Origin of the sequence: Streptomyces sp. NPDC004435 (assembly GCF_042873895.1) — a bacterium.
GTDB lineage: Bacteria > Actinomycetota > Actinomycetes > Streptomycetales > Streptomycetaceae > Streptomyces.
On record NZ_JBIAMB010000013.1, the window covers coordinates 93,440 to 114,447 of the forward strand.

The following is a 21,008-nucleotide window of genomic DNA, read 5'->3' on the forward strand; positions in this document are numbered from 1 at the left end:
ACCCGAACGGCGGGGGCGATGACGGCGTGTCAGGTGACCTCCCGGCGTGTCGCCGGGGTCAGAGGAGCGTGAGCTGCTCCGGGCCGCCGGCCGCCGGTGCGCCGGCGGGGGAGGGGCGTGGGACGGGCCGGGGGGAGGAGCGGTGGGCCGGGCCGATGCCGAACTCGGCGGCCAGTTCGTGGACCTGGCGGGTGATCCGGCGCTGGTACCAGGTCGGCGCGTAGGCCCCGGCCCCGTACATCCGCTCGTACCGTCCGACCAGATGGGGGTGGTGGCGGGCCAGCCAGCTCATGAACCACTCGCGGGCGCCGGGCCGCAGGTGGAGGACGAGCGGGGTGACGGAGACGGCGCCGGCCTCGGCGACGGCGCGGACGGTGGCGCGCAGCTGCTCGGGGGAGTCGCCGAGGAAGGGCACCACGGGTGCCATGAGCACCCCGCAGCCGATGCCGTGGTCGCCGAGGACGCGGACCACGTCGAGGCGGCGGTGCGGGGCGGGGGTGCCGGGCTCGACGGTGCGCCACAGCTCCTCGTCGACGAAGCCGACCGAGACGGAGACGCCGACCTCGGTGACCTCCGCGGCCTGGGTCAGCAGCTCCAGGTCGCGCAGGATCAGGGTGCCCTTGGTGAGGATCGAGAAGGGGTTGGCGCGGTCGCGGAGGGCGGTGAGGATGCCGGGCATGAGCCGGTACCTGCCCTCGGCGCGCTGGTAGCAGTCGACGTTGGTGCCCATCGCGATGTGGGCGCCCTGCCAGTGGCGGGAGGCGAGCTGCCGGGTGAGGAGCTCGGCGGCGTTGATCTTGACCACGATCTGGGAGTCGAAGCCGAGGCCGGTGTCGAGGTCCAGATAGCTGTGGGTCTTGCGGGCGAAGCAATAAACGCACGCGTGGGTACAGCCTCGGTAGGGGTTCACGGTCCACTCGAAGGGCATCCGGGAGGCGCCCGGGACCCGGTTGAGGATGGTGCGGGCCCGGACCTCGTGGAAGGTGACGCCGCGGAACTCGGGCGTGTCGAAGGTGCGGGTGGTGACCGCGTCCGCGCCGAACAGGGCGGCGTCGGCGGGCGCGGACGGAGTCTCGCCCAGATGGTCCCAGCGCATGGACGCCTCCTCGATCGGCTTCGTTCGTACGTTCGATTGCTCTCGGATCCAGAATAGAACATCTGTTCTCTTGATCGTCGCAACCCGGATTTCGCGCCCCGGCGGCCACGTGGTTCGCTTGGCCCGCAGCCCCGAAACAACCCCCGAAGAACCACGAGCTGGAGGAAATGCGATGGCGCAGGTCGAGGCCACGACGGAACGGATCATCGCGGCGGACGCGGAGACCGTGTTCGACACGCTGGCCGACTACAGCGGCGCGCGCGCGAAGCTGCTGCCCGAGCACTTCAGCGAGTACGAGGTGCGCGAGGGCGGCGACGGCGAGGGCACCCTCGTCCACTGGAAGCTCCAGGCCACCAGCAAGCGCGTCCGCGACTGCCTCCTCGACGTCACCGAGCCCACCGACGGGCAGCTCGTCGAGAAGGACCGCAACTCCTCCATGGTCACCACCTGGACCGTGACCCCGGCCGGTGACGGCAAGTCCCGCGCCGTCGTCACCAGCGTCTGGAACGGCGCCGGCGGCATCGGCGGCTTCTTCGAGCGGACCTTCGCCCCCAAGGGCCTCGCCCGGATCTACGACGCCGTGCTCGCCAACCTGGCGGCCGAGACCGAGAAGTAACGCCCGGGGCGTTCACCGCTTCGAGTGGATTCCCCGTCGCCCCCGTACCGGCGCACGGCCTGCCGAGGGGGCGCGGGGAGTTCGGCAAACGCGCTGATGGGCGCCGCAAGTGCCCCGGCGTACCACCGGGTTCACCTCCCCGTCCGGCCACCCTCCGTCCGTACCGCCCGACTTGCTCCCGCTTCGCGCCCGATGCGAAGAATGGCCCGGCGCCGAGGCCGGCAGCGAGCCGGGGCGAAGCCGTGACGAGGGGAGCCGTACGTGGGTGCGATCGCGCTGGTGAAGGACGCCGGGGGAGCCGCCGCGCTCCCCGGCGACGGACCGCCCGCACAGACGCCGCCGGGGCCCCCGGCCGAGACCCCGCTCGACCCCCGCCGCGTCCGGCTCGTCTTCTTCGGCCTGATGCTCGCGCTGCTCCTCGCCGCGCTGGAGCAGATGATCGTCGCCACCGCCCTGCCGAAGATCGTCGGCGAACTCCAGGGCCTGGACCGGATGTCCTGGGCGATCACCGCCTACCTGCTGACCGCCACCATCGGCCTGCCCGTCTACGGCAAGCTCGGCGACCTCCTCGGCCGCAAGAGCGTCTTCCTCTTCGCCATCGTCGTCTTCGTCATCGGCTCCGGACTCGCCGGCTGGTCCCGCAGCATGGACGAGCTCATCGCCTTCCGCGCCCTCCAGGGCGTCGGCGCCGGCGGCCTCATGATCGGTGTCCAGGCGATCATCGCCGACATCGTCCCCGCCCGCGAGCGCGGCCGCTACATGGGCCTGATCGGCGCCGCCTTCGGTCTCGCCTCCGTCGCCGGACCGCTCCTCGGCGGCTTCTTCACCGACCACGTCTCCTGGCGCTGGTGCTTCTACTTCAACGTGCCCTTCGGGCTCGTCACCCTCGCCGTGGTCGCCGCCGTCCTCAAGCTGCCCAAGCCGAAGGTCCGCGCCCGCTTCGACGTCCTCGGCACGCTGCTCCTCGCCGCCGCCTCCACCTGCCTGGTCCTGCTCACGAGTTGGGGCGGTACGGAGTACGACTGGGACGACCGCGTCATCATCGCCCTCGGCTGCGGCGCCGCCGGAACCGTCCTGCTCTTCCTGGTCGTCGAGCACTTCGCGCCCGAACCCCTCATCCCGCTCCGCCTGTTCCGGGACTCCGTCTTCAACGTCACCGCGCTTGTCGGCGCCGTCGTCGGGGTCGCCCTCTTCGGCGCCGCCGGCTACCTGCCGAGCTTCCTCCAGATGGTCGAGGGCGCCACCGCCACCGAGTCCGGGCTGCTGATGCTCCCGCTCATGGGCGGCATCGTCGTCGCCTCGGTCGTCTCGGGACAGCTCATCAGCCGCACCGGCCGCTACAAGGCGTACCCGGTGATCGGCGCGGCCCTCGCCGTCCTCGGCATGGGGCTGCTCTCCCGCATGGACATCGGCACGCCCCGCCTCACCCACAGCCTCTGGCAGGCCGTCCTCGGCACCGGCATCGGCCTGATCATGCCGGTGCTCATCCTCGCCGTGCAGAACTCCGTCCGCCCCGCCGACCTCGGCACCGCCACCAGCGCCCACAACTACTTCCGCCAGATCGGCGGCAGCGTCGGCGCCGCCGTCTTCGGCACCGTCTTCGCCGCCCGCCTCGACGACGCCCTCGCCGACCGGCTCCCCGCGGTCCAGAACGCCGGAGCCCAGGGAGCCGCCCTCCCGCCCGCCGAGTCGATCACCCCGCAGACGGTGCACGCCCTGCCGCCCGCCCTGCGCGACCTCTACATCCAGGCGTACGCGGACGCCATGCCGCGCATCTTCCTCTACCTCGTGCCGGTCCTCGTGCTCGGCCTCGTCCTCGCCTTCTTCCTCAAGGAGCAACCGCTGGTGTCCCACCACACCCCCGCCCCCGAGGCCACCGACATCCCCTACGACCAGGCCACCGCCACCCAGGCCGTGCCACACGCCCGCCACGCCGCCCCGCCGGCCGCCACCGCCGTCCACCACAGCGGCCTGCCGGTCTGCGGGACCGTCCAGCACCACGACGGCAGCCGTGTCCCGCGCGCCGCGCTCACCCTCATCGACGTCGGCGGACGCCAGATCGGCCGCGGCGCCAGCGGCGAGGACGGGCGGTACGCGCTCAGCGTGCCCGGCAGCGGCTCGTACGTGCTCATCGCCGCCGCCGGCGGGCATCAGCCGCAGGCCGTGTCCGTCACCGTCGGCGACCGGCCGGTCGAGCTCGACGTCGTCCTCGGCGGCGCGGGCCGCCTCGCCGGCAGCGTCCTCACCGCCGACGGCACCCCCGTCCGGGACGCCGCCGTCACCCTCACCGACGTGCGCGGCGAGGTCGTGGCCTCCACCCGCAGCGGACGCGAGGGCGGGTACGTGATCACCGAACTGGTCGCGGGCGAGTACACCCTCGCCGCCAGCGCCCCCGCCTTCCGGCCCGCCGCCGTCCCGGTCAGCGTCCAGTCCTCCCGCGAGACCCGCCAGGACATCGAACTGGCCGGCGGCGCCGTCCTGCGCGGCACGGTCAGGGCCGGCGGCGGCAGGCCCGTCGAGGACGCCCGGGTCACCCTGCTCGACGCGGCGGGGAACGTCGTCGACACCCTCACCACCGGGCCCGACGGCACCTTCCGCTTCGTCGACCTGTCCTCCGGCGAGTACACGGTCATCGCCGCCGGGTACCCGCCCGTCGCCACCGTCCTCCAGGTGGCCGGCGGCGGCCGCACCGAGCGCGACCTCCAGCTCGGCCACCAGGACTGACCGGGGGAAGCTCAGGGGGCGGTCGGCGCGGCCTTGCGCAGGGCGGCGATGCAGCTGCCGATCGCCTCCTGGAGGGCTTCGAGGCGCTGGAGCATGTCCTCCTCGTAGATCTCCTCCTCCATCACCTCGTCCAGGGTCAGCTCCTCGAAGACCTTCGTGGCCTTCTGGAGGGAGCTGTAGAAGCGGGTCCTGCGCTCCTGGACCCGCAGCGCCGGGTCCTCCTCGACGGCCTTGGCGACGAGCCCCCTCACCGACTCGTACGCCTCGCCGGCCCACTCGCCGGCCTCCTCCGAGTCGTCCAGCTCGTCGATCAGCGACAGATGCCGCTCGGCCTCCGCCCGCACCTCGGCCGGCGCGTCCACGGTCTGCCCGGCGGGCGTCCTGATCTGCCCGTTCTCGACGATCTGGCGGACGTAGCCGATCCGGTCGGCGACCTTCGCCTCGCTCGCCACCGCCTTCTTCAGGTCGTCGGTACGGGCGATGGCCCGCGCCAGCTCCGTCTGGAGCGCGGGGTCCTCCTTCATCCGGTCGAGCAGCGCCCCGCGCGCCGCCTCGGCCGTCCCCGGGTCGGCGAGGATCGCGGCGCGCAGCGCCGTCGGGTTCTCCGCCACCTCCAGCGCCTTCGTCGGCCGGATGCCCTCCGCCTCGGCCGCCGCGCTGATCGCCTGGCCGCGCACGGAGGAGGCGCTGTTGCGGGAGGTGTAGTACGACAGCCAGACGTCCGCGTCCGGCAGCTCGATGTCGGCGCCCGGCTCCAGCACCTCGAACTGTGGGACCAGACCGTCGTCGGCCGCCATGTCCCACGCCTTGTAGTAGCGCATCACCCGCTCCGGCGAGCACCCCGCCAGCGCGGCGAACGCCCGCGCCGACACCTTCCGCGCCGCCGACCCTTCGGCCGGCTGCCCGCCGGGCCGCACGCTGCGCGCCACCTTCAGGGCGAAGGTCCAGCCCCCGGTCCGGGCGTAGACACCGAAGTCCTCGGCGTCCCGGACGACGACGGGATCGTGGTCGGCGGGGTCGGCGGGGTCGGCGGGGTCGGCGGGGTCGGCGTGGTCCGCCGCCTCAGGCTGATCTGTCTCCGCCGGGGCGGGCGCCTCGGGCTCACCGGTCTCCGCCGGGGCGGCGGCCGCGGACTCACCGGCCTCCTCGGGAGCGGCGGCCCCGGGGACCCAGAAGCCCTCCTCCTCCGGCGCGGAGGAGGAGGCGGGGGTGGTGTCGGACGGATCGAGGGCGATGGTCACCGAGAACACTCCGGATCGGTCGGGCGGGACAACTGCGGCCGACAGCCTATACGTACCCCTTGGTGATGTTTGGGCCGATTCCGGAGTCGGGTCGTCCGGGCAACGGACGGTGACCGGAAAGCCCCGGGCGGTGCCTCCATGATCCACGGAACAGGGCCCCTCCTCACGCGGTGACCGCCTCGCACACGCGGCCGCGGGCCCTCGCCCTCGCTCCCCGCGATCGCCCGGAGCCTCCGTGCCGCCGGAGTGCCCCGCCGCAGGTCCGAGACGGATCCGAGGGCCTTCGCGGAACGGCCCGGGGCCCCGGTGCCGCCCTTCGCGCGGTGTCACCGGTCCACTCCAACGACACTTATCCACAGGGGTGGTACGCCTGCCGGGCGGCGCGTACGGTGCCAGACATGAAGATCCTCATCAGCGCCGACATGGAGGGCGCCACCGGCGTCACCTGGCCCGCCGACGTGCTCCCGGGCACGCCCCAGTGGGAGCGCTGCCGCCCGATGTTCACCTCGGACGTGAACGCGGCGGCGCTCGGCTTCCTCGACGGCGGCGCCGACGAGGTGCTGGTGAACGAGGCGCACTGGACCATGCGGAACCTGCTCCTGGAGCAGTTGGACGACCGCGTCCAGATGCTCACCGGGCGCCACAAGTCGCTCTCCATGGTCGAGGGCGTCCAGCACGGCGACGTCGACGGGATCGCCTTCGTCGGGTACCACACCGGCGCCGGCGCCGAGGGCGTCCTCGCCCACACCTACCTCGCCAACTCGATCACCGGCGTCTGGCTGAACGGCGTCCGGGCGAGTGAGGGTCTGCTCAACGCCCACGTGGTCGCCGAGTACGGGGTGCCCGTCGTCCTCGTCACCGGCGACGACCTCGCCTGCGAGGACGCCCTCGGGTACGCCCCCGAGGCGCTCAAGGTCGCCGTCAAGGACCACGTCTCGCGGTACGCGGCCGTGTGCCGGACACCCGCCCGCACCGCCGCCGACATCCGGGCCGCCGCCCGCGAGGCCGCCGCCCTGGCCGTCCGCCACGACCCGGTCCACGCCGGGCCGCACGACGTCGAGGTCGAGTTCGACGCCGAGCACCTGGGCGCCGCCGCCACGGTGGTTCCCGGCGTGGCGCGGAGCGGCGAGCGGCGCGTCGCGTACACCGGCGCGACGATGTACGAGGCGATCCGCACGTTCAAGGCGGTGACGACGATCGTCTCGGCCGCCGTGGAGGAGCAGTATGGCTAGCAGCACGTCCCCCGAGAGCCCGTCCCGCGCAGGCGAGTCCGGCGCAGGCACGTCCCCCGAGAGCCCGGCCCCGGACGCGCTCGCGTTCGACGAGGTCGTGGCCTTCACCTCCGACCTCATCCGGGTCGACACCACCAACCGCGGCGGCGGCGACTGCCGCGAGCGCCCCGCCGCCGAGTACGTCGCCGAGCGGCTCGCCGGCGCCGGTCTCGAACCGGCCCTCCTGGAGCGCGCCCCCGGCCGGACCAACGTGGTCGCCCGCATCCCCGGCACCGACCCGTCCGCCCCCGCGCTCCTCGTCCACGGCCACCTCGACGTCGTCCCCGCCGACCCGGCCGAGTGGACCGTCCACCCCTTCTCCGGCGAGGTCCGCGACGGCGTCGTCTGGGGCCGGGGCGCCGTCGACATGAAGAACATGGACGCGATGGTCCTCGCCGTGGTCCGCTCCTGGGCCCGCCAGGGCGTCCGGCCCCGCCGCGACATCGTCCTCGCCTACACCGCCGACGAGGAGGACAGCGCCGTCGACGGCTCCGGCTTCCTCACCGACCGGCACGCCGCCCTCTTCGAGGGGTGCACGGAGGGCATCAGCGAGTCCGGCGCCTTCAGCTTCCACCCCCACCCGGGCATGACGCTGTACCCGATCGGCGCGGGGGAGCGCGGCACCGCCTGGCTCAGGCTCACCGCCCGCGGCCGGGCCGGCCACGGCTCCAAGGTCAACGACGCGAACGCGGTCACCCGCCTCTCCGCCGCCGTCGCCCGGATCGGCGCGCACAGCTGGCCCGTCCGGCTCACCGCCACCGTCCGCGCCGCCCTGACCGAACTCGCCGCGCTGCACGGCATCGAGATCGACGCCGACGACCCCGACCTGGACGTGCCCCTCCTCCTCGACAAGCTCGGACCGGCCGCCGCCCTCGTCGAGGCCACCGTCCGCAACAGCGCCAACCCGACGATGCTCCAGGCGGGATACAAGTGCAACGTCATCCCCGGTGAGGCCGTCGCCTTCGTCGACGGGCGGATGCTGCCCGGCACCGAGGAGGAGTTCGCCGCCACCATGGACCGGCTCACCGGCCCGGACGTGGAGTGGGAGTTCCACCACCGCGAGGTGCCCCTCGAAGCCCCCGTCGACTCCCCGACCTTCGCCAAGCTCCGGGCCGCCGTCGAGCGCTTCGACCCGGACGGGCACGCCCTGCCCTTCACCATGTCCGGCGGAACCGACGCCAAGCAGTTCTCCCGGCTCGGCATCACCGGCTACGGCTTCTCGCCGCTCCGGCTGCCCCCGGGACTGGACTACGGGGCGCTCTTCCACGGCGTGGACGAACGCGTCCCCGTCGACGCCCTGCACTTCGGCGTGCGGGTGCTCGACCACTACCTGAAGACCGCGTGACCACACGTACGGACCCGACCCGGACCCTGGGGGGATCGAGGATGCAGAACACGGCCGCCTACGGCAGCTGGCCGTCACCCGTCGGAGCCGCGCTCGCGGCCGCCAACGACGGCCGGCCCGAACACCTGGGCACCGTCGGGGACGAGGTGTGGTGGTCCGCGCCCCGCCCCACCGAGGGCGGCCGCCGGACCCTGGTCCGGCGGCGCGCCGACGGCACCGAGGCCACCCTCCTCCCGCCGCCCTGGAACGTACGGAGCCGGGTCATCGAGTACGGCGGCCGCCCGTGGGCCGCCGCCGAACGGCCCGGCACCGGACCCCTGCTGGTCTTCTCCCACTTCCCCGACCAGCGGCTCTACGCCCACGAGCCGGACGCCGGCCCCGGCGCCGTCCCCCGCCAGCTCACCCCCGTCTCCACGATCGGCGGCGGACTGCGCTGGGCCGACCCCGTCCTCCTGCCCGACCGGGGCGAGGTCTGGTGCGTCCTGGAGGAGTTCACCGGCCCCGCGCCCACCGACGTCCGCCGGGTCCTCGCCGCCGTCCCCCTCGACGGCTCGGCCGCCGACGACCGCGCCGCCGTGCGCGAACTCTCCGACGGACGCCACCGGTTCGTGACCGGACCCCGGCTCTCCCCCGACGGCCGGCGCGCCGTCTGGATCGGCTGGGACCACCCCCGGATGCCCTGGGACGGCACCGAGGCCGTCCTCGCCGACCTCACCGCCGACGGCACCCTCGCCGACGCCAGGACCGTCGCCGGAGGCCCGGAGGAATCGGTGCCGCAGGCCGACTGGGACGCCGCGGGCCGGCTCCTCCTCGCGAGCGACCGCACCGGCTGGTGGAACCTCTACCGCGCCGAGGTCGAAGCCGACGGCGCCGTGGGACCGCTCCAGGCGCTCTGCCCCCGCGAGGAGGAGTTCGCCGGGCCCCTCTGGAAGACCGGCACGGTCTGGTTCCAGGCCCTGGAGACCGGCCCGATCGCCGTCCTCCACGGGCGCGGCGACGCCGTCCTCGGGATACTCGATCCCGACACCGGCACCCTCGCCGACGCCCCGGGCCCCTGGACCGCCTGGAGCTCCACCCTCGCCGTCCACGGCACCCGCGTCCTCGGCGTCGCCGCGGGTCCCGACCGCTTCCCCGAGATCGTCGAGCTCGACACCCGCACCGGCCGGACCCGGGTCGTCGGCTCCCCGCACACCGACCCCGTCGACCCCGCCCACTACCCCGAGCCCTTCGCCCGCACCTTCACGGGACCCGACGGCCGCGACATCCACGCCCACGTGTACCCGCCCCGCAACCCCGGCTCCACCGGGCCCGCGGGCGAGCTCCCGCCCTACGTGATCCGCGCCCACGGCGGCCCCACCGGCCACTCCGCCCTCGTCCTCGACCTGGAGACCGCCTACTTCACCTCCCGGGGCATCGGCGTCGCCGACGTGAACTACGGCGGCTCCACCGGCCACGGGCGCGCCTACCGCGAGCGGCTGCGCGGCCGGTGGGGCGTCGTCGACGTCGAGGACTGCGCCGCCGTCGCCCGCGCCCTCGCCGCCGAGGGCGCCGCCGACCCCGCGCGCCTCGCGATCCGCGGCGGCAGCGCCGGCGGCTGGACCAGCGCCTGCTCCCTCGCCCGCACCGACGTCTACGCCTGCGGCACGATCATCTACCCCGTCCTCGACCTCAAGGGCTGGGCCACCGACGAGACCCACGACTTCGAGTCCCGCTACCTCGACGGCCTCGTGGGCCCGCTCGACGAGGTCCCCGAGCGGTACGAGGAACGGTCACCGCTCACCCACGTCGACCGGATCACCGCCCCCTTCCTGCTCCTCCAGGGACTCGACGACGTCATCTGCCCGCCGGCCCAGGCCGAGCGCTTCCTCGCCCGCGCCGCAGGCCGCGGCGTCCCGCACGCCTACCTCGCCTTCCCCGGAGAAGGGCACGGCTTCCGGAACGCCGCCACCATGACCCGCGCCCTGGAGGCCGAACTCGCCCTCTACGCCACGGTCTTCGGCTTCGACCCGACCGGCCTCCCGGAGCTGGAGCTGCGCACGTGACCGCCCCCGTGCCGGAACTCGTCCGCCCCGCCCGGCTGCGGCCCGGCGACCGGATCGCCGTCGTCGCCCCCTGCGGACCCGTGCCCGAGGAGCGGCTCCTGCCCGGCCTCGACCTGCTGCGCGCCCTCGGCCTCGACCCGGTCGCCGCCCCCCACGTCCTCGACGCCCACCCCGTCCTCGGGCACCTCGCGGGCGCCGACCGCGAGCGGGCCCGCGACCTCACGGAGGCGTACACCGACCCCTCGGTCGCCGCCGTCATCTGCGCGCGCGGCGGCTACGGCGCCCAGCGCATGGTGGACCTGGTGGACTGGGCGGCGATCCGCGCGGCCGGCCCCAAGCCCTTCATCGGCTACAGCGACGTCACCGCCCTGCACGAAGCCTTCGCCCGCCGCACCGGCTTCGCCACCCTGCATGGCCCGATGCCCGCGACCGCCGCGTTCCTCACCGAGCCGCGCACCCGGGAATCGCTGCGGGCCACGCTCTTCGCGCCCGAGACGGTACGGACTCCGGCGACGGGACGGACCCTCGTCCCCGGCCGCGCCGCCGGCGTCACCCTCGGCGGCTGCGTCAGTCTCCTCGCCGCCGACCTGGGCACCCCGCACGCCCGGCCCTCCGCCCGCGGCGGGCTGCTCCTCCTGGAGGACGTGGGGGAGGAGCCGTACCGTCTCGACCGGATCCTCACCCAGCTGCTGCGCTCCGGCTGGTTCGACGGCGTCGCCGGGATCGCCCTCGGCTCCTGGGAGGAGTGCGGCCCGTACGAGGAGGTCCGGGCGCTCCTCGCCGACCGGCTGGGAGGCCTGGGCGTGCCGGTCGTGGAGCGGATGGGCTTCGGCCACGACCCCGCGGCGCCGACCGTGCCGCTCGGCGTGCCGGCCGTCCTCGACGCCGACGCCGGCACGCTCACCCTCGACGTGCCGGCCCTGCTGTAACTCCCGCGGCGGGCGCCCCGGGCGCCAGGGCGCTGCGGTCGCCCCCGGCCGGGGCGGGCCGCCCCACCCCGCCCCGACCGTCGCGCGTCGCCGGCCGGGGCCACGGTGCCGTGCGGCCCGCGCGGCCCGCAGCTACTCGGCCGCCAGCCGCCGCTGGTGCTCGGTCGCCTTGCTCTGGCTGGTCTCCAGGTGGTGCAGGGCCAGTTCCTCCACGCCCTCCACGTCCCGGGCCTCGATCCGCCGGAACAGCTCCTCGTGCTCCTCGGCGACGACGCCGAAGTCGTCGTGCTGGCCGAGCAGCCAGCGCATCCGGCTCCGCAGCGTGCCCTCCAGTTCGTTCAGCAGCGCGTTGTCGGCGAGTTCGGTGACGGTCTCGTGGAAGTCGGCCGCGGCCCGGCGGGCCTCCGGTCCGTCACCCCGCGCCGCCGCCGCCTGCTCGTCGTCGAGGACGGCGCGCAGCTTGGCGAGGCCCGCGCGGGTGCGGCGCTGGGCGGCGAGCCGGAAGGCCAGGATCTCCAGGGCGGACCGGACCTCGACGAGGTCGGCGATGTCGGAGGCGGTGAACTCGCGGACCACGGCCCAGGTGCGCGGCCGGGGCGTGACGAGCCCCTCGTTGACCAGGTCCTTGAGCGCGTCGCGGACGGGCAGACGGCTCACGTCCAGTTCGGCGGCGATCTCCCGCTCCACCAGCCTGCTGCCGGGAGCCCGCGTCCCGTCGATGATCTGGTCGCGCAGGGTGCGCGTGATCCGCTCCGACTCGGGCCTGAACTCCTCAGCAGCTGTCATGGCGCCATTCTTCCACCGGGGAGGACGGCGCCCGCCGCCCTCCCCGGTCCGTCACAGGGCGGCGTACCCCGGGCGCACGACCTCCGCGATGAGGCGCTCGCGCTCGGGCAGCGGCAGGAAGGCGGCCTCCAGGGCGGCGACCGTGAACTCCTCGAACACCTCGGGGCCGTACCCGAAGGCGTCCGCCATGTGCTGGAACTCCTCGCTCATGGTGGTGCCGGACACCAGCCGGTTGTCGGTGTTGAGCGTGATGCGGAAGCCCAGGCGGCGCAGCTCGTCGATCGGGTGGGAGGCGTAGTCCTTGGCGGCGCCGGTCTGCAGGTTGGAGGTCGGGCAGACCTCCAGCGCGATCCGGTTGTCGCGGACGTACGAGGCGAGTCGGCCCAGCGTGCCGTCCTCGGCGATGTCGTCGGTGATCCGGACGCCGTGGCCGATCCGCTCGGTGCCGCAGACCTGCACGGCCTCGTGGATCGACTCGGCGCCGACGGCCTCACCGGCGTGGATGGTGAAGTGGCAGTTCTCGCGCTTCAGGTGCTGGAAGGCGGGCAGGTGGCGGGCGGGCGGGTTGCCTATCTCGCCGCCGGCGATGTCGAAGCCGGCCACGCCGTTGTCGCGGTGGGCGACGGTGAGCCGGGCGATCTCCAGCGAACGGTCGGTGTGCCGCATGCCGGTGAGCAGGGCGCGGACGGTGATCCGGCCGCCGGTCCTGCGCTCGCCCTCGCGGAAGCCCTCGTTGACCGCCTCGACGACCTCGTCGAGGGTGAGCCCGGCCTCCAGGTGCTGCTCGGGGGCGTACCGCACCTCGGCGTAGACGACGCCGTCCCCGGCCAGGTCCTCGGCGCACTCGGCCGCGATCCTGAACAGCGCCTCGCGGGTCTGCATCACCGCGCAGGTGTGGGCGAAGGTCTCCAGATAGCGCTCCAGCGAGCCGGAGTCGGCGGCGTCCCGGAACCAGACCGCGAGCGCGGCCGGGTCCTCGGTCGGCAGCGCGGTGTAGCCGCACTCGCGCGCCAGCTCGACGATGGTGGCCGGGCGCAGCCCGCCGTCGAGGTGGTCGTGGAGGACGGCCTTCGGGGCGCGGCGGATCCAGTCGGAGACGGCGGCCCGGACAGACGTGGCAGGGTTGTCAGACAAGTGCATGGCCGGGAAGTGTACGTCATGACCCGCCCGGCGCACGCACGGCCGCCGGGGGAGTGATTCCGGCGGGGCTTCCGGCACGGCCGCCGGAAGGGGTCCGGCCCGGGTGCCGGGTGGGATCCGGCGCGGGTGCCGGGTGGGATCCGGCGCGGGTCCGGTGAGGAATCCGGTGCGGGTGCGGGTGCGGGGAGGGGCGCACGGCTGTCGGCGGGGATCCGGCGGGCTTCTTCGGTACGGCTCCGAGGGCGGGGGTCCCGGGTGTGCGCCCCGGTCGCCCGCCCGAGGTGCGGGGCGCGCCGGGCGCGGGCTCAGTGGGACTGGAGGACCGGCAGCGCGGGCGCGCCCGTCGGCAGCATGTGCTTGGCGGCGAGAACGGGGGTGTCCCCGACCCGTACCACCTGGGTGACCAGGACCGCGGGGGTGTCGGCGGGGCGGCCCAGCTGCTCGCCGCGCCGCCGCCCGAGGAGGGTGGCGGTGATTCCGCTGTGGGCGTGCAGGGCGACCTCGCGCGAGGCGCCGAGCAGGACCGCGAGCATGGACACGGCCCGGTCCGCCTCCGCGGCCTGCTCGCACGCCCGCAGCGCGGCGGCGAAGGAGGGGTGGACGCGGTCCAGGACCTCGTCCGCTGCCGCCCACTCGTGGCTGAGCGCGGCGGGCCCGGACTCGCCGCCGAGCACCGACTCCCAGAACCGCAGCTCGGCGCGGGCCGGGGCCAGCAGGTGCTGGGTGGTGAAGTCCGTGGGCTCCTCCAGGCTGCGCAGCAGCGCCCGTACCCGGGGTCCCGTGCCGCCGCCGATCAGCTCCTCCAGCGGCTGGAGGTGCTCGAAGCCGCGCCGGGGCGGCCGGGCGTTCACCGTGCGGCCCACCCCCCGGCGGACCGTGAGGAGCCCGTCCTCCTGGAGGAGCAGCAGGGCCTCGCGCAGGGCGGGCCGGCTCACGCCCAGTTCCGCGGCGAGCTTCGGCTCGGAGGGGAGGGTGGAGCCGGGCGGGTAGGTGCCGTCGTGGACGGCGTCCGCGATCCGCTCGTAGAGCGCCACCACCGGTCGCCGCCGGTGCCCCTTGAGCGCCAAGGCTCCTCCTCGTCCCGTCGTCCGGCCACCCACGGTAGCCGCCACATGTTGTCTGACAAGTCACCCGGACGGCGTCTTCCACCCGCCCGCCGAGGTGCATGTCCCCCCATTCTGGTCCCACGGGTACGCCCGAGACGGACGACGGAGGAGAGGGCGGGCAATGAGTCCCAAGGACACGGCGGGCACGCAACGGGGAGACCGCTTCGGCGCCATCACCCCCGGACGCATCGGGATCGCGGTCGTCGCGGTCCTGCTGCTCGTCTTCATCTTCGAGAACACCCGCCAGGTCAAGATCCGGATCCTGATCCCGGAGGTGACGATGCCGCTCTACCTCGCCCTCCTCGCGACCGCCTTGCTGGGCGGGATCTGCGGCTGGTACGTGGCCCGGAGGGGCCTCAGGGGGAACAAGTGAAGCGCGGCGCCCTGATCGGGGCGGGTGCGGCGCTGGCCCTGGCGGCGGTGGCGGCGGGCGCGGCGGGCGGCACGGACTCCCGGCGGGCCCGCGAGGCGGCGGCCGGCGCCCGGCCGCCGATGCCGGACTTCCGGGGCGGGGGCCTGTGGCGGGTCTTCACCCGCCTCGACCACCGGACCCGCCTCGACGTCCACGACGTGAGCGGTCGTGACCGGCGCGTCCTGTGGCCTCCGCGCTGGGAGGTCTGCACCCAGTACCCGTCGGCCGGCACGGGTCTCGACCGCCGCACCACGGTCGTGATCGGCGTCCTCCGCAAGGGAGAGCCCTGCCCCGTCCGCGTGACCACGGCCCGCCGCTGACCCGGCACCCCACAGCCCGCGCGTGGTCCGGCCGGTCCCGCCTCCGGCCGGCGCCCGGCCCCGGCCACATGCCCGTGACGGCCGGTCCATGCCCGGCCCCGTCCGCCCGCCCGCGACCGCTTCCGGTCCGCGTCCGGCCCCGGCCGCGAGCCCGTGACGGCTTCCGGTCCGTGCCCGGCCCCGGCCGTGGGGCGGCGCCCCGCACGCCGGGACCGTCTCCGGTCCGGCCGCAGTGCGGGCTAGCCTGGGCGCATGCCCGATGATCTCGATCCGTACCTCACGGCCGGACCCCGCGTGGGGCTGCGGCCGTTCACGCTCGGCGACGGGGAGGAGTTCACCGCCCGGGCCGAGGAGAGTGCGGAGCTGCACCGGCCGTGGCTCTTCCCGCCCCGTACGGCCGAGCGGTACGCCGCCTACGCGGGGGCGCTGATCGAGGAGCCGGAGCGGGCCGGCTTCCTCGTCTGCGAGCGGGAGGCGGGCGGCGGCATCGCGGGCTTCCTCACCATCAACAACATCGTCCGCGGCGCCTTCCGCAGCGGCGCCCTCGGCTATGGCGCCTTCGCGCACGCCGCCGGGCGCGGCCTGATGGGCGAGGCGCTCGGCCTGCTCCTGGCGCACGCCTTCGGGCCGATGGGTCTGCACCGGCTGGAGGCCAACATCCAGCCGGGCAACGCCCCTTCGCGCGCCCTGGTCCGCCGCGCCGGCTTCCGCCTGGAGGGTTTCTCCCCGGCGATGCTGCTGATCGACGGGGCGTGGCGGGACCACGAGCGGTGGGCGATCACCGACCCTTGCGGTTGATCTTCATGGTGTCGAGGTCGGTCACGGTCGACTTCAGCCCCGTGTATCCGTGGCCGAGGGCGCCCAGGGCCGCCTCCACCCGCTCCTCGGCGAGCGCGCCGGCCATCTCGTCGCCGTCCTCGGCGTCCGACGTGACGACCAGCCGGTACGAGAAGTGCTTGAGCGTCCGGTCGTAGCTGAGCGACCCCTCCTCGGTGAACCGCATCGACGCCAGGCCGTGCTCCTCCACCTCGGCGAGGAGCCGCTCCCGGCTCTCGGGCGCCAGCCCGTCGAAGGTGCCCCGCACGATGACCCGGTAGGTGTGTGGCGTGCCCATCTCTCGTACTCCCGTGGTGCTCCCGGTGCCCGCCCCGACGGCGGACGACCCTCCACCCTAGGCACGGCCCGGCACCCGCCGCACGCGCTTTACGCGGCGGCGGAACCCCTGGTCACACGCCCTCTGGTCAGGGCGGTCCCCGCCGTGTTCCATGGGCGGATGACGACCGTACGACGTGCCGTGCTCACCCTCCCCGCGGCCCCGCTCGGCCCGGACAACCCGCTGCCCGCCCTCCGCACCCCCGGCCCGGCGCACGCCCTGGGCGCCGCCGAACTCGCGGCGCTGCCGCGCGAGATGGCGCGGGGCATCGGCCGGGCGCCGCTGCGCAGCCTGCTGCCCGCGCCGGTCCGCGACGGCTACGGCCGGGAGCGCGAGGACACCGCCCTCGACGCCCTCGTCCTGGAGAACGACCGGCTGCGCGTCACCGTGCTGCCCGGGCTCGGCGGCCGGATCCACTCCCTCCACCACAAGCCCACCGGCCGCGAACTCGTCTACCGCAACCCCGTCCTCCAGCCCGCCGCCTTCGCCCTCAACGGCGCCTGGTTCTCCGGCGGCATCGAGTGGAACACCGGCGCCACCGGCCACACCACCCTTTCCTGCGCCCCGCTGCACGCGGCGACCGTCCCCGCGCCGGACGGCACCCCGATGCTCCGCCTCTGGGAGTGGGAGCGCCTGCGCGACCTGCCGTTCCAGGTCGACCTGTGGCTGCCCGAGGACTCCGACTTCCTCCTCGTCGGCGTCCGCGTCCGCAACCCGCACGAGCGGCCCGCGCCCGTCTACTGGTGGTCGAACACCGCCGTCCCCGAGCACCGCAGGGTCCTGGCCCCCGCCGACACCGCCTGGCACCACGGCTACGAGCGCGGGCTCACCGAGGTGCCCGTGCCGGCCGGGCCGGACGGCACCGACCGCTCCCGGCCGCGCCACAGCACCCACGCCGGCGACTGGTTCTACGACCTCCCGGACGGCGGCCGGCGCTGGATCGCCGCCCTCGACGAGGACGGCACCGGCCTCGTCCAGACCTCCACCGACGTCCTGCGCGGCCGCAAGCTCTTCGTCTGGGGCACGGGCCCCGGCGGCCGCCGCTGGCAGGAATGGCTCACCGCCCCCGGCACCGACGGCTACGCCGAGATCCAGGCCGGACTCGCCCGCACCCAGCTCGAACACCTCGAACTCGCCCCCGAGTTCGAGCTGACCTGGCTGGAGGCGTACGGGCCGCTGGCCGCCGATCCCGCCACCGCGCTGGGCGCCGACTGGGCGGCGGCCCGCGCCGAGGCCGAGCGGAGCCTCGACCTGGCCCTGCCCCGTACCGCCGTCGACGCCGCCCACACCGCCTGGCGCGAGCGGGCCGCCGACACCGACCCGGCACCCGACGCGGTCCTGGCGGCCGGCTCCGGCTGGGGCGCCCTGGAAGTGCTGCGCGCCGGTCACGCCCTGCCCGGCACCCCCTTCCCGGAGTCCACCCTCGGCGCCGCGCAGGAACCCTGGCGCGCCCTGCTGAGCACCGGCGTCCTGCCGCCGCCCGCGAAGGGCGCCGTACCGCTTCCGCCGCAGGTCGGCCAGGCATGGCGGGACATGCTGGAGACCGCCCCCGCCGATCCGTCCACCGAGTACCACCTCGGCATCGCCCAGTGGCACGCGGGCGACCGGGCCCAGGCGGTACGCAGCTGGGAGCGGGGCCTGGCCGGGGCGGCGGTCCGCTGGCCGCTGCTGTACTGCCTCGCCGTCGCCGACCGCGAGGAGGGGCATCCGGAGCGGGCCGCCCACCGCTTCGCCGAGGCGTCCGGGGAACTGGACGGGACGCTCGACGGACCGGCCGCCGTCACCGCCGCCGCCGCGCTCGCCCGCGAGGCCGTCGACGCCCAGCTGGCGGCCGGCCGGCCCGAGCGTGCCCGCACGCTGTGGCGGGCGCTGCCGGAAGAGGTGCGGGCGAGGGGCGCCTTCCGGCTCCTGGAGGTCCGGCTGCTCCTCGCCGAAGGGCGCCCGGCCGAGGCGCGGGCCGTCTTCGACACCGGTTTCGAGGTCCCGGACCTGAGGGAGGGCGCCGAGATCCTGGGCGAGCTCTGGGCCCGGATCACCGACGAACCGCTCCCGGCGGCCTACGAGTTCCGCATGCGCCCGTAGGGGCGGCATGCGGAGCGGACCGGACCGGGTTCGCGGAGCGAGAGCCGGGACGCCCCTGGCCGGGGCTCAGGATACGCGGCAGAGGATCTCGCCGTGCGGGACCATGAACCAGGCGTCCTCGCGCGTGCCCCACTCGCGCCACGCCGCCTGGATCCCCGCCAGTTCTGCGCGGGTGGCGTGGCCGCCCTCGACCGCCAGGTCCGCGTAGGAGGAGGAGGTCGTGCGGTCCGCCCACAGGCCGCTCCACCAGGCCCGCTCGTCGGGGGTGGCGAAGCACCAGGTGCCCGCCGTGGTGGTGATCTCGGTGAAGCCGGCCTGCCGGGCCCAGGCGAACAGCCGCCGCCCGGCGTCCGGTTCGCCGCCGTTGGCGCGCGCCACCCGGTGGTACAGGTCCAGCCAGGCGTCCAGGGCGGGCCGTTCGGGGTACCAGGCGAAGGCGCCGTAGTCGCTGTCGCGGGCCGCCACGATCCCGCCCGGCCGGCAGACGCGCCGCATCTCGCGCAGGGCCTGGACCGGGTCGCCGACGTGCTGGAGCACCTGGTGGGCGTGGACGATGTCGAAGGAGTCGTCGGGGAAGTCCAGGGCGTGGACGTCGGCGACCGCGAACTCCACGTTCTCCAGGCCGCGTTCGGCGGCGGTCGCGCGGGCCTTCGTCAGCACGTCCTCGGCGGCGTCGACGGCGGTGACCCGTCCCGGGGCGACCAGCGCGGCCAGGTCGGCCGTGATGGTGCCGGGGCCGCAGCCGACGTCCAGCACGTCGAGCCCCGGGCGCACCTCGCCCAGCAGGTAGGCCGCGGAGTTGGCGGCGGTGCGCCAGGTGTGCGAGCGGAGCACCGACTCGTGGTGGCCATGGGTGTAGACGGCGGTCTCGTGGACCCGGGGCTGCTCGGAGGCGTGCGTCATCGAACCGACTCCCTCGGTGTGGTGTGTGGCTCCACGGTAGAGGCTCGCGCCGCATCGTGAGACTCCCGTCTTGCGATGTGGACAGGGGTGGTGATGGCCGGGTGGGCCGAACGGGCGGCTCGGGCAGCGGAGTTCGGGGTTGGCGGGTGCGGGCCGGGTGGCGCTCCCTTGGTGCCGAGAATGGGGATTGGAGTTGGTTTCTAGAAGCGACTTCTATATCTTTCCCCCGGAGGGAACGCGCGACGGGGGGCGCGTACCCACGCGGAGGCGGCCCGGCCCGTGGGGGGAGAACCGGGCCGCCACCGCAACCCCATGCCACCACCGCCACCGCAGGCGTCGCCGCTGCCACCTCAGGCCCCGGCCCCGACCGGCCCCCCGCCTCCACCGCACCCCCACCTCCACCACACCCCCGCCCCGACGCGCCCCGGCCGTGCGCCGCCCGCAGCGCCCGCCGCCGACCGCGTCCCCCCCCCGTCCCCTCCTGTGACAGCCTCATGAACAGGCGTCCGGGAACCGGGTCCCGCCGCCCCGCGCACCCCTACGATCGGCCCGCCGCCGCCGGTGGCCCGACCCGTGACCCGTGCCGAGGAGACCCGTGCCGCATCCGCCCGTGCCCGTCCGCCGTACGCTCCTGAAGGCCCTCGCCGCCGGACCGGCCGCCGCCGCGCTCGGCGGACTCGCCGCCGCCCGGGCCGCCGCCACCCCCGCGGGCCCCGCCGCGCCCCTCGCCGCCCCCGGCATCGTGAAACCGCTGCCCGACGCGTACTTCACCGTCCGGGGCACCAACGCCGAAGCCCGCTTCGACGCCCTCGGCGACACCGGCCTCCTCACCCCGGCCGACCGCTTCTTCGTCCGCAACCACACCTCCACCCCGGTCCTCGACGCCCGGGACTGGAGGCTCACCCTCTGGGGCGACGGCCTCCACGGCCGCAGCCCCGTCCACCTCACCTACGGACGCCTCCGCGACCTGCCCTCCGTCACCCGGACGGCTCTCGTCGAGTGCGCCGGGAACGGCCGCAGCCTCTACGCCACCCAGCAGGGCCAGTCCGTCTCCGGCACCGCCTGGACCCTCGGCGCCGTCGGCGCCGCCCGCTGGCGCGGGGTCCGCCTCGGCGAGGTGCTGCGGCGCGCCGGACTCGCCCGCGACGCCGTCGACCTGCTGCCGCGCGGCCTCGACGACCCGTACATCTCGGGCGGCACCGACTACGGCCGGGTCCGCCGCCCGCTGCCCGTCGCCAAGGCGCTGGACGACGTGATCCTCGCGTACGAGATGAACGGCGAGCCCCTCCCGTACGACCACGGGCACCCCGTCCGGCTCATCGTGCCGAACTGGGTCGGCATCGCCTCCGTCAAGTGGCTCGGCGACATCGAGGTCTCCACCCGCCCGCTCACCAGCCCCTGGTCGACCGACTGGTACCGGCTCCTGGGCGAGGCCCACCCGCCCGGCGGCAGCGCCCCGATCACCCGGCAGACCCTCAAGTCCGGCTACCAGCTGCCCTTCGGCGCCACCCTGGAGGCCGGCCGCGTCCACCGCCTCACCGGCCGCGCCTGGTCCGCCCACGCGCCCGTCCGCTCCGTCGACGTCTCCGCCGACGGCGGCGCCACCTGGCGCCCCGCCCGCCTCCACGACGCGCCCCGGCGCGGCGCCTGGGTCCGCTGGTCGGCGCCGTGGCGCCCCGGGCGCACCGGGCCCGCCACCCTGCTCTCCCGCACCACCGACGCCGCCGGGAACACCCAGCCCGACCGGGCCGTGCACAACACCCAGGGCTACCTCTTCGACGCGGTCGTCCGTCACCCGGTCACCGTCGTCTGAACGGCGGACCGGCCCGAACCTTCGTATAA

General features: G+C 75.1%; 18 protein-coding genes. 11 read left to right on the forward strand and 7 right to left on the reverse strand.

The features are described 5' to 3' along the window. Positions 1-58: 58 nt before the first annotated feature. Positions 59-1,096 (reverse strand): Rv2578c family radical SAM protein, encoded by a 1,038-nt coding sequence (locus tag ACFYT9_RS23690; protein WP_389166922.1) that lies wholly within the window; start codon positions 1,094-1,096, stop codon positions 59-61. 172 nt (positions 1,097-1,268) lie between these two features. Here ACFYT9_RS23690 and ACFYT9_RS23695 point away from each other — a divergent pair, with 172 nt between their 5' ends. Then, entirely contained in the window at positions 1,269-1,712 is a 444-nt protein-coding gene (locus tag ACFYT9_RS23695; protein WP_376596985.1) for an SRPBCC family protein, read from the forward strand. Between the two features lie 261 nt (positions 1,713-1,973). Continuing rightward, positions 1,974-4,436, forward strand: coding sequence for an MFS transporter (locus ACFYT9_RS23700; protein ID WP_376596983.1), 2,463 nt, complete (start codon positions 1,974-1,976; stop codon positions 4,434-4,436). An 11-nt stretch (positions 4,437-4,447) separates the two neighbouring features. Here ACFYT9_RS23700 and ACFYT9_RS23705 read toward each other — a convergent pair whose 3' ends face one another. Next, entirely contained in the window at positions 4,448-5,677 is a 1,230-nt protein-coding gene (locus tag ACFYT9_RS23705) for a hypothetical protein (RefSeq protein ID WP_389166925.1), read from the reverse strand. Positions 5,678-6,075: 398 nt separating this feature from the next. On the opposite strand from ACFYT9_RS23705, the gene ACFYT9_RS23710 reads away from it, so the two are divergent. Genes ACFYT9_RS23710 through ACFYT9_RS23725 form a run of 4 tightly spaced genes read left to right on the forward strand, consistent with a single transcriptional unit; the run spans position 6,076 to position 11,264 of the window. Continuing rightward, positions 6,076-6,909 (forward strand): M55 family metallopeptidase, encoded by an 834-nt coding sequence (locus tag ACFYT9_RS23710; protein WP_376596979.1) that lies wholly within the window; start codon positions 6,076-6,078, stop codon positions 6,907-6,909. Then, positions 6,902-8,293: a M20/M25/M40 family metallo-hydrolase gene (locus ACFYT9_RS23715; protein ID WP_389166928.1), complete on the forward strand. Its 1,392-nt coding sequence runs from the start codon at positions 6,902-6,904 to the stop codon at positions 8,291-8,293. Before ACFYT9_RS23710 ends, ACFYT9_RS23715 begins: the two co-directional genes overlap by 8 nt. 41 nt (positions 8,294-8,334) lie before the next feature. After that, complete coding sequence (locus ACFYT9_RS23720) at positions 8,335-10,335, forward strand: S9 family peptidase (protein ID WP_389166931.1); 2,001 nt, start codon at positions 8,335-8,337, stop codon at positions 10,333-10,335. Beyond that, on the forward strand, positions 10,332-11,264 hold the full coding sequence (locus ACFYT9_RS23725) for an LD-carboxypeptidase (RefSeq protein WP_389166933.1): 933 nt from the start codon (positions 10,332-10,334) through the stop codon (positions 11,262-11,264). The genes ACFYT9_RS23720 and ACFYT9_RS23725 overlap by 4 nt, the downstream gene beginning before the upstream one ends. Before the next feature lie 132 nt (positions 11,265-11,396). On the opposite strand, the gene ACFYT9_RS23730 is transcribed toward ACFYT9_RS23725, so the two are convergent. From ACFYT9_RS23730 to ACFYT9_RS23740, 3 genes are all read right to left on the reverse strand, one after another. Then, entirely contained in the window at positions 11,397-12,050 is a 654-nt protein-coding gene (locus ACFYT9_RS23730) for a GntR family transcriptional regulator (RefSeq protein WP_376596973.1), read from the reverse strand. Positions 12,051-12,101: 51 nt separating this feature from the next. Beyond that, positions 12,102-13,190: an adenosine deaminase gene (locus tag ACFYT9_RS23735; protein ID WP_376596972.1), complete on the reverse strand. Its 1,089-nt coding sequence runs from the start codon at positions 13,188-13,190 to the stop codon at positions 12,102-12,104. A gap of 305 nt (positions 13,191-13,495) precedes the next feature. Continuing rightward, on the reverse strand, positions 13,496-14,257 hold the full coding sequence (locus ACFYT9_RS23740) for a GntR family transcriptional regulator (protein WP_389166936.1): 762 nt from the start codon (positions 14,255-14,257) through the stop codon (positions 13,496-13,498). 160 nt (positions 14,258-14,417) lie between these two features. Between ACFYT9_RS23740 and ACFYT9_RS23745 the strand changes: the two genes are divergently transcribed. From ACFYT9_RS23745 to ACFYT9_RS23755, 3 genes are all read left to right on the forward strand, one after another. Next, complete coding sequence (locus ACFYT9_RS23745) at positions 14,418-14,669, forward strand: DUF1049 domain-containing protein (RefSeq protein WP_387274869.1); 252 nt, start codon at positions 14,418-14,420, stop codon at positions 14,667-14,669. Then, positions 14,666-15,028: a hypothetical protein gene (locus tag ACFYT9_RS23750; protein ID WP_376596968.1), complete on the forward strand. Its 363-nt coding sequence runs from the start codon at positions 14,666-14,668 to the stop codon at positions 15,026-15,028. Before ACFYT9_RS23745 ends, ACFYT9_RS23750 begins: the two co-directional genes overlap by 4 nt. Positions 15,029-15,280: 252 nt before the next feature. Then, positions 15,281-15,826 carry a GNAT family N-acetyltransferase gene (locus tag ACFYT9_RS23755; RefSeq protein WP_376596966.1) on the forward strand — a complete coding sequence of 182 codons (546 nt, stop codon included), beginning with the start codon at positions 15,281-15,283 and terminating at the stop codon, positions 15,824-15,826. Here ACFYT9_RS23755 and ACFYT9_RS23760 read toward each other — a convergent pair. Further along, entirely contained in the window at positions 15,807-16,142 is a 336-nt protein-coding gene (locus ACFYT9_RS23760) for a DUF6204 family protein (RefSeq protein ID WP_376596964.1), read from the reverse strand. The two genes, ACFYT9_RS23755 and ACFYT9_RS23760, sit on opposite strands and share 20 nt — an antisense overlap. A gap of 159 nt (positions 16,143-16,301) precedes the next feature. Between ACFYT9_RS23760 and ACFYT9_RS23765 the strand changes: the two genes are divergently transcribed. After that, positions 16,302-18,263 (forward strand): DUF5107 domain-containing protein, encoded by a 1,962-nt coding sequence (locus ACFYT9_RS23765; protein ID WP_389166940.1) that lies wholly within the window; start codon positions 16,302-16,304, stop codon positions 18,261-18,263. A 66-nt stretch (positions 18,264-18,329) separates the two neighbouring features. On the opposite strand, the gene ACFYT9_RS23770 is transcribed toward ACFYT9_RS23765, so the two are convergent. Further along, entirely contained in the window at positions 18,330-19,166 is an 837-nt protein-coding gene (locus tag ACFYT9_RS23770; protein ID WP_389166942.1) for a methyltransferase domain-containing protein, read from the reverse strand. A gap of 595 nt (positions 19,167-19,761) precedes the next feature. On the opposite strand from ACFYT9_RS23770, the gene ACFYT9_RS23775 reads away from it, so the two are divergent. Then, the gene (locus ACFYT9_RS23775; RefSeq protein WP_389166945.1) at positions 19,762-20,979 is read left to right on the forward strand and encodes a sulfite oxidase; all 1,218 of its coding nucleotides are present in this window, start codon (positions 19,762-19,764) and stop codon (positions 20,977-20,979) included. Positions 20,980-21,008 lie beyond the last annotated feature (29 nt).

Bases quoted from the DNA above. Each gene is read 5' to 3' on its own strand.
- ACFYT9_RS23690 (WP_389166922.1), bottom strand. From the start codon at position 1,096: ATGCGCTGGGACCATCTGGGCGAGACTCCGTCCGCGCCCGCCGACGCC.
- ACFYT9_RS23695 (WP_376596985.1), top strand. From the start codon at position 1,269: ATGGCGCAGGTCGAGGCCACGACGGAACGGATCATCGCGGCGGACGCG.
- ACFYT9_RS23710 (WP_376596979.1), top strand. From the start codon at position 6,076: ATGAAGATCCTCATCAGCGCCGACATGGAGGGCGCCACCGGCGTCACC.
- ACFYT9_RS23715 (WP_389166928.1), top strand. From the start codon at position 6,902: ATGGCTAGCAGCACGTCCCCCGAGAGCCCGTCCCGCGCAGGCGAGTCC.
- ACFYT9_RS23720 (WP_389166931.1), top strand. From the start codon at position 8,335: ATGCAGAACACGGCCGCCTACGGCAGCTGGCCGTCACCCGTCGGAGCC.
- ACFYT9_RS23730 (WP_376596973.1), bottom strand. From the start codon at position 12,050: ATGACAGCTGCTGAGGAGTTCAGGCCCGAGTCGGAGCGGATCACGCGC.
- ACFYT9_RS23735 (WP_376596972.1), bottom strand. From the start codon at position 13,190: ATGCACTTGTCTGACAACCCTGCCACGTCTGTCCGGGCCGCCGTCTCC.
- ACFYT9_RS23745 (WP_387274869.1), top strand. From the start codon at position 14,418: ATGAGTCCCAAGGACACGGCGGGCACGCAACGGGGAGACCGCTTCGGC.
- ACFYT9_RS23755 (WP_376596966.1), top strand. From the start codon at position 15,281: ATGCCCGATGATCTCGATCCGTACCTCACGGCCGGACCCCGCGTGGGG.
- ACFYT9_RS23760 (WP_376596964.1), bottom strand. From the start codon at position 16,142: ATGGGCACGCCACACACCTACCGGGTCATCGTGCGGGGCACCTTCGAC.
- ACFYT9_RS23765 (WP_389166940.1), top strand. From the start codon at position 16,302: ATGACGACCGTACGACGTGCCGTGCTCACCCTCCCCGCGGCCCCGCTC.
- ACFYT9_RS23770 (WP_389166942.1), bottom strand. From the start codon at position 19,166: ATGACGCACGCCTCCGAGCAGCCCCGGGTCCACGAGACCGCCGTCTAC.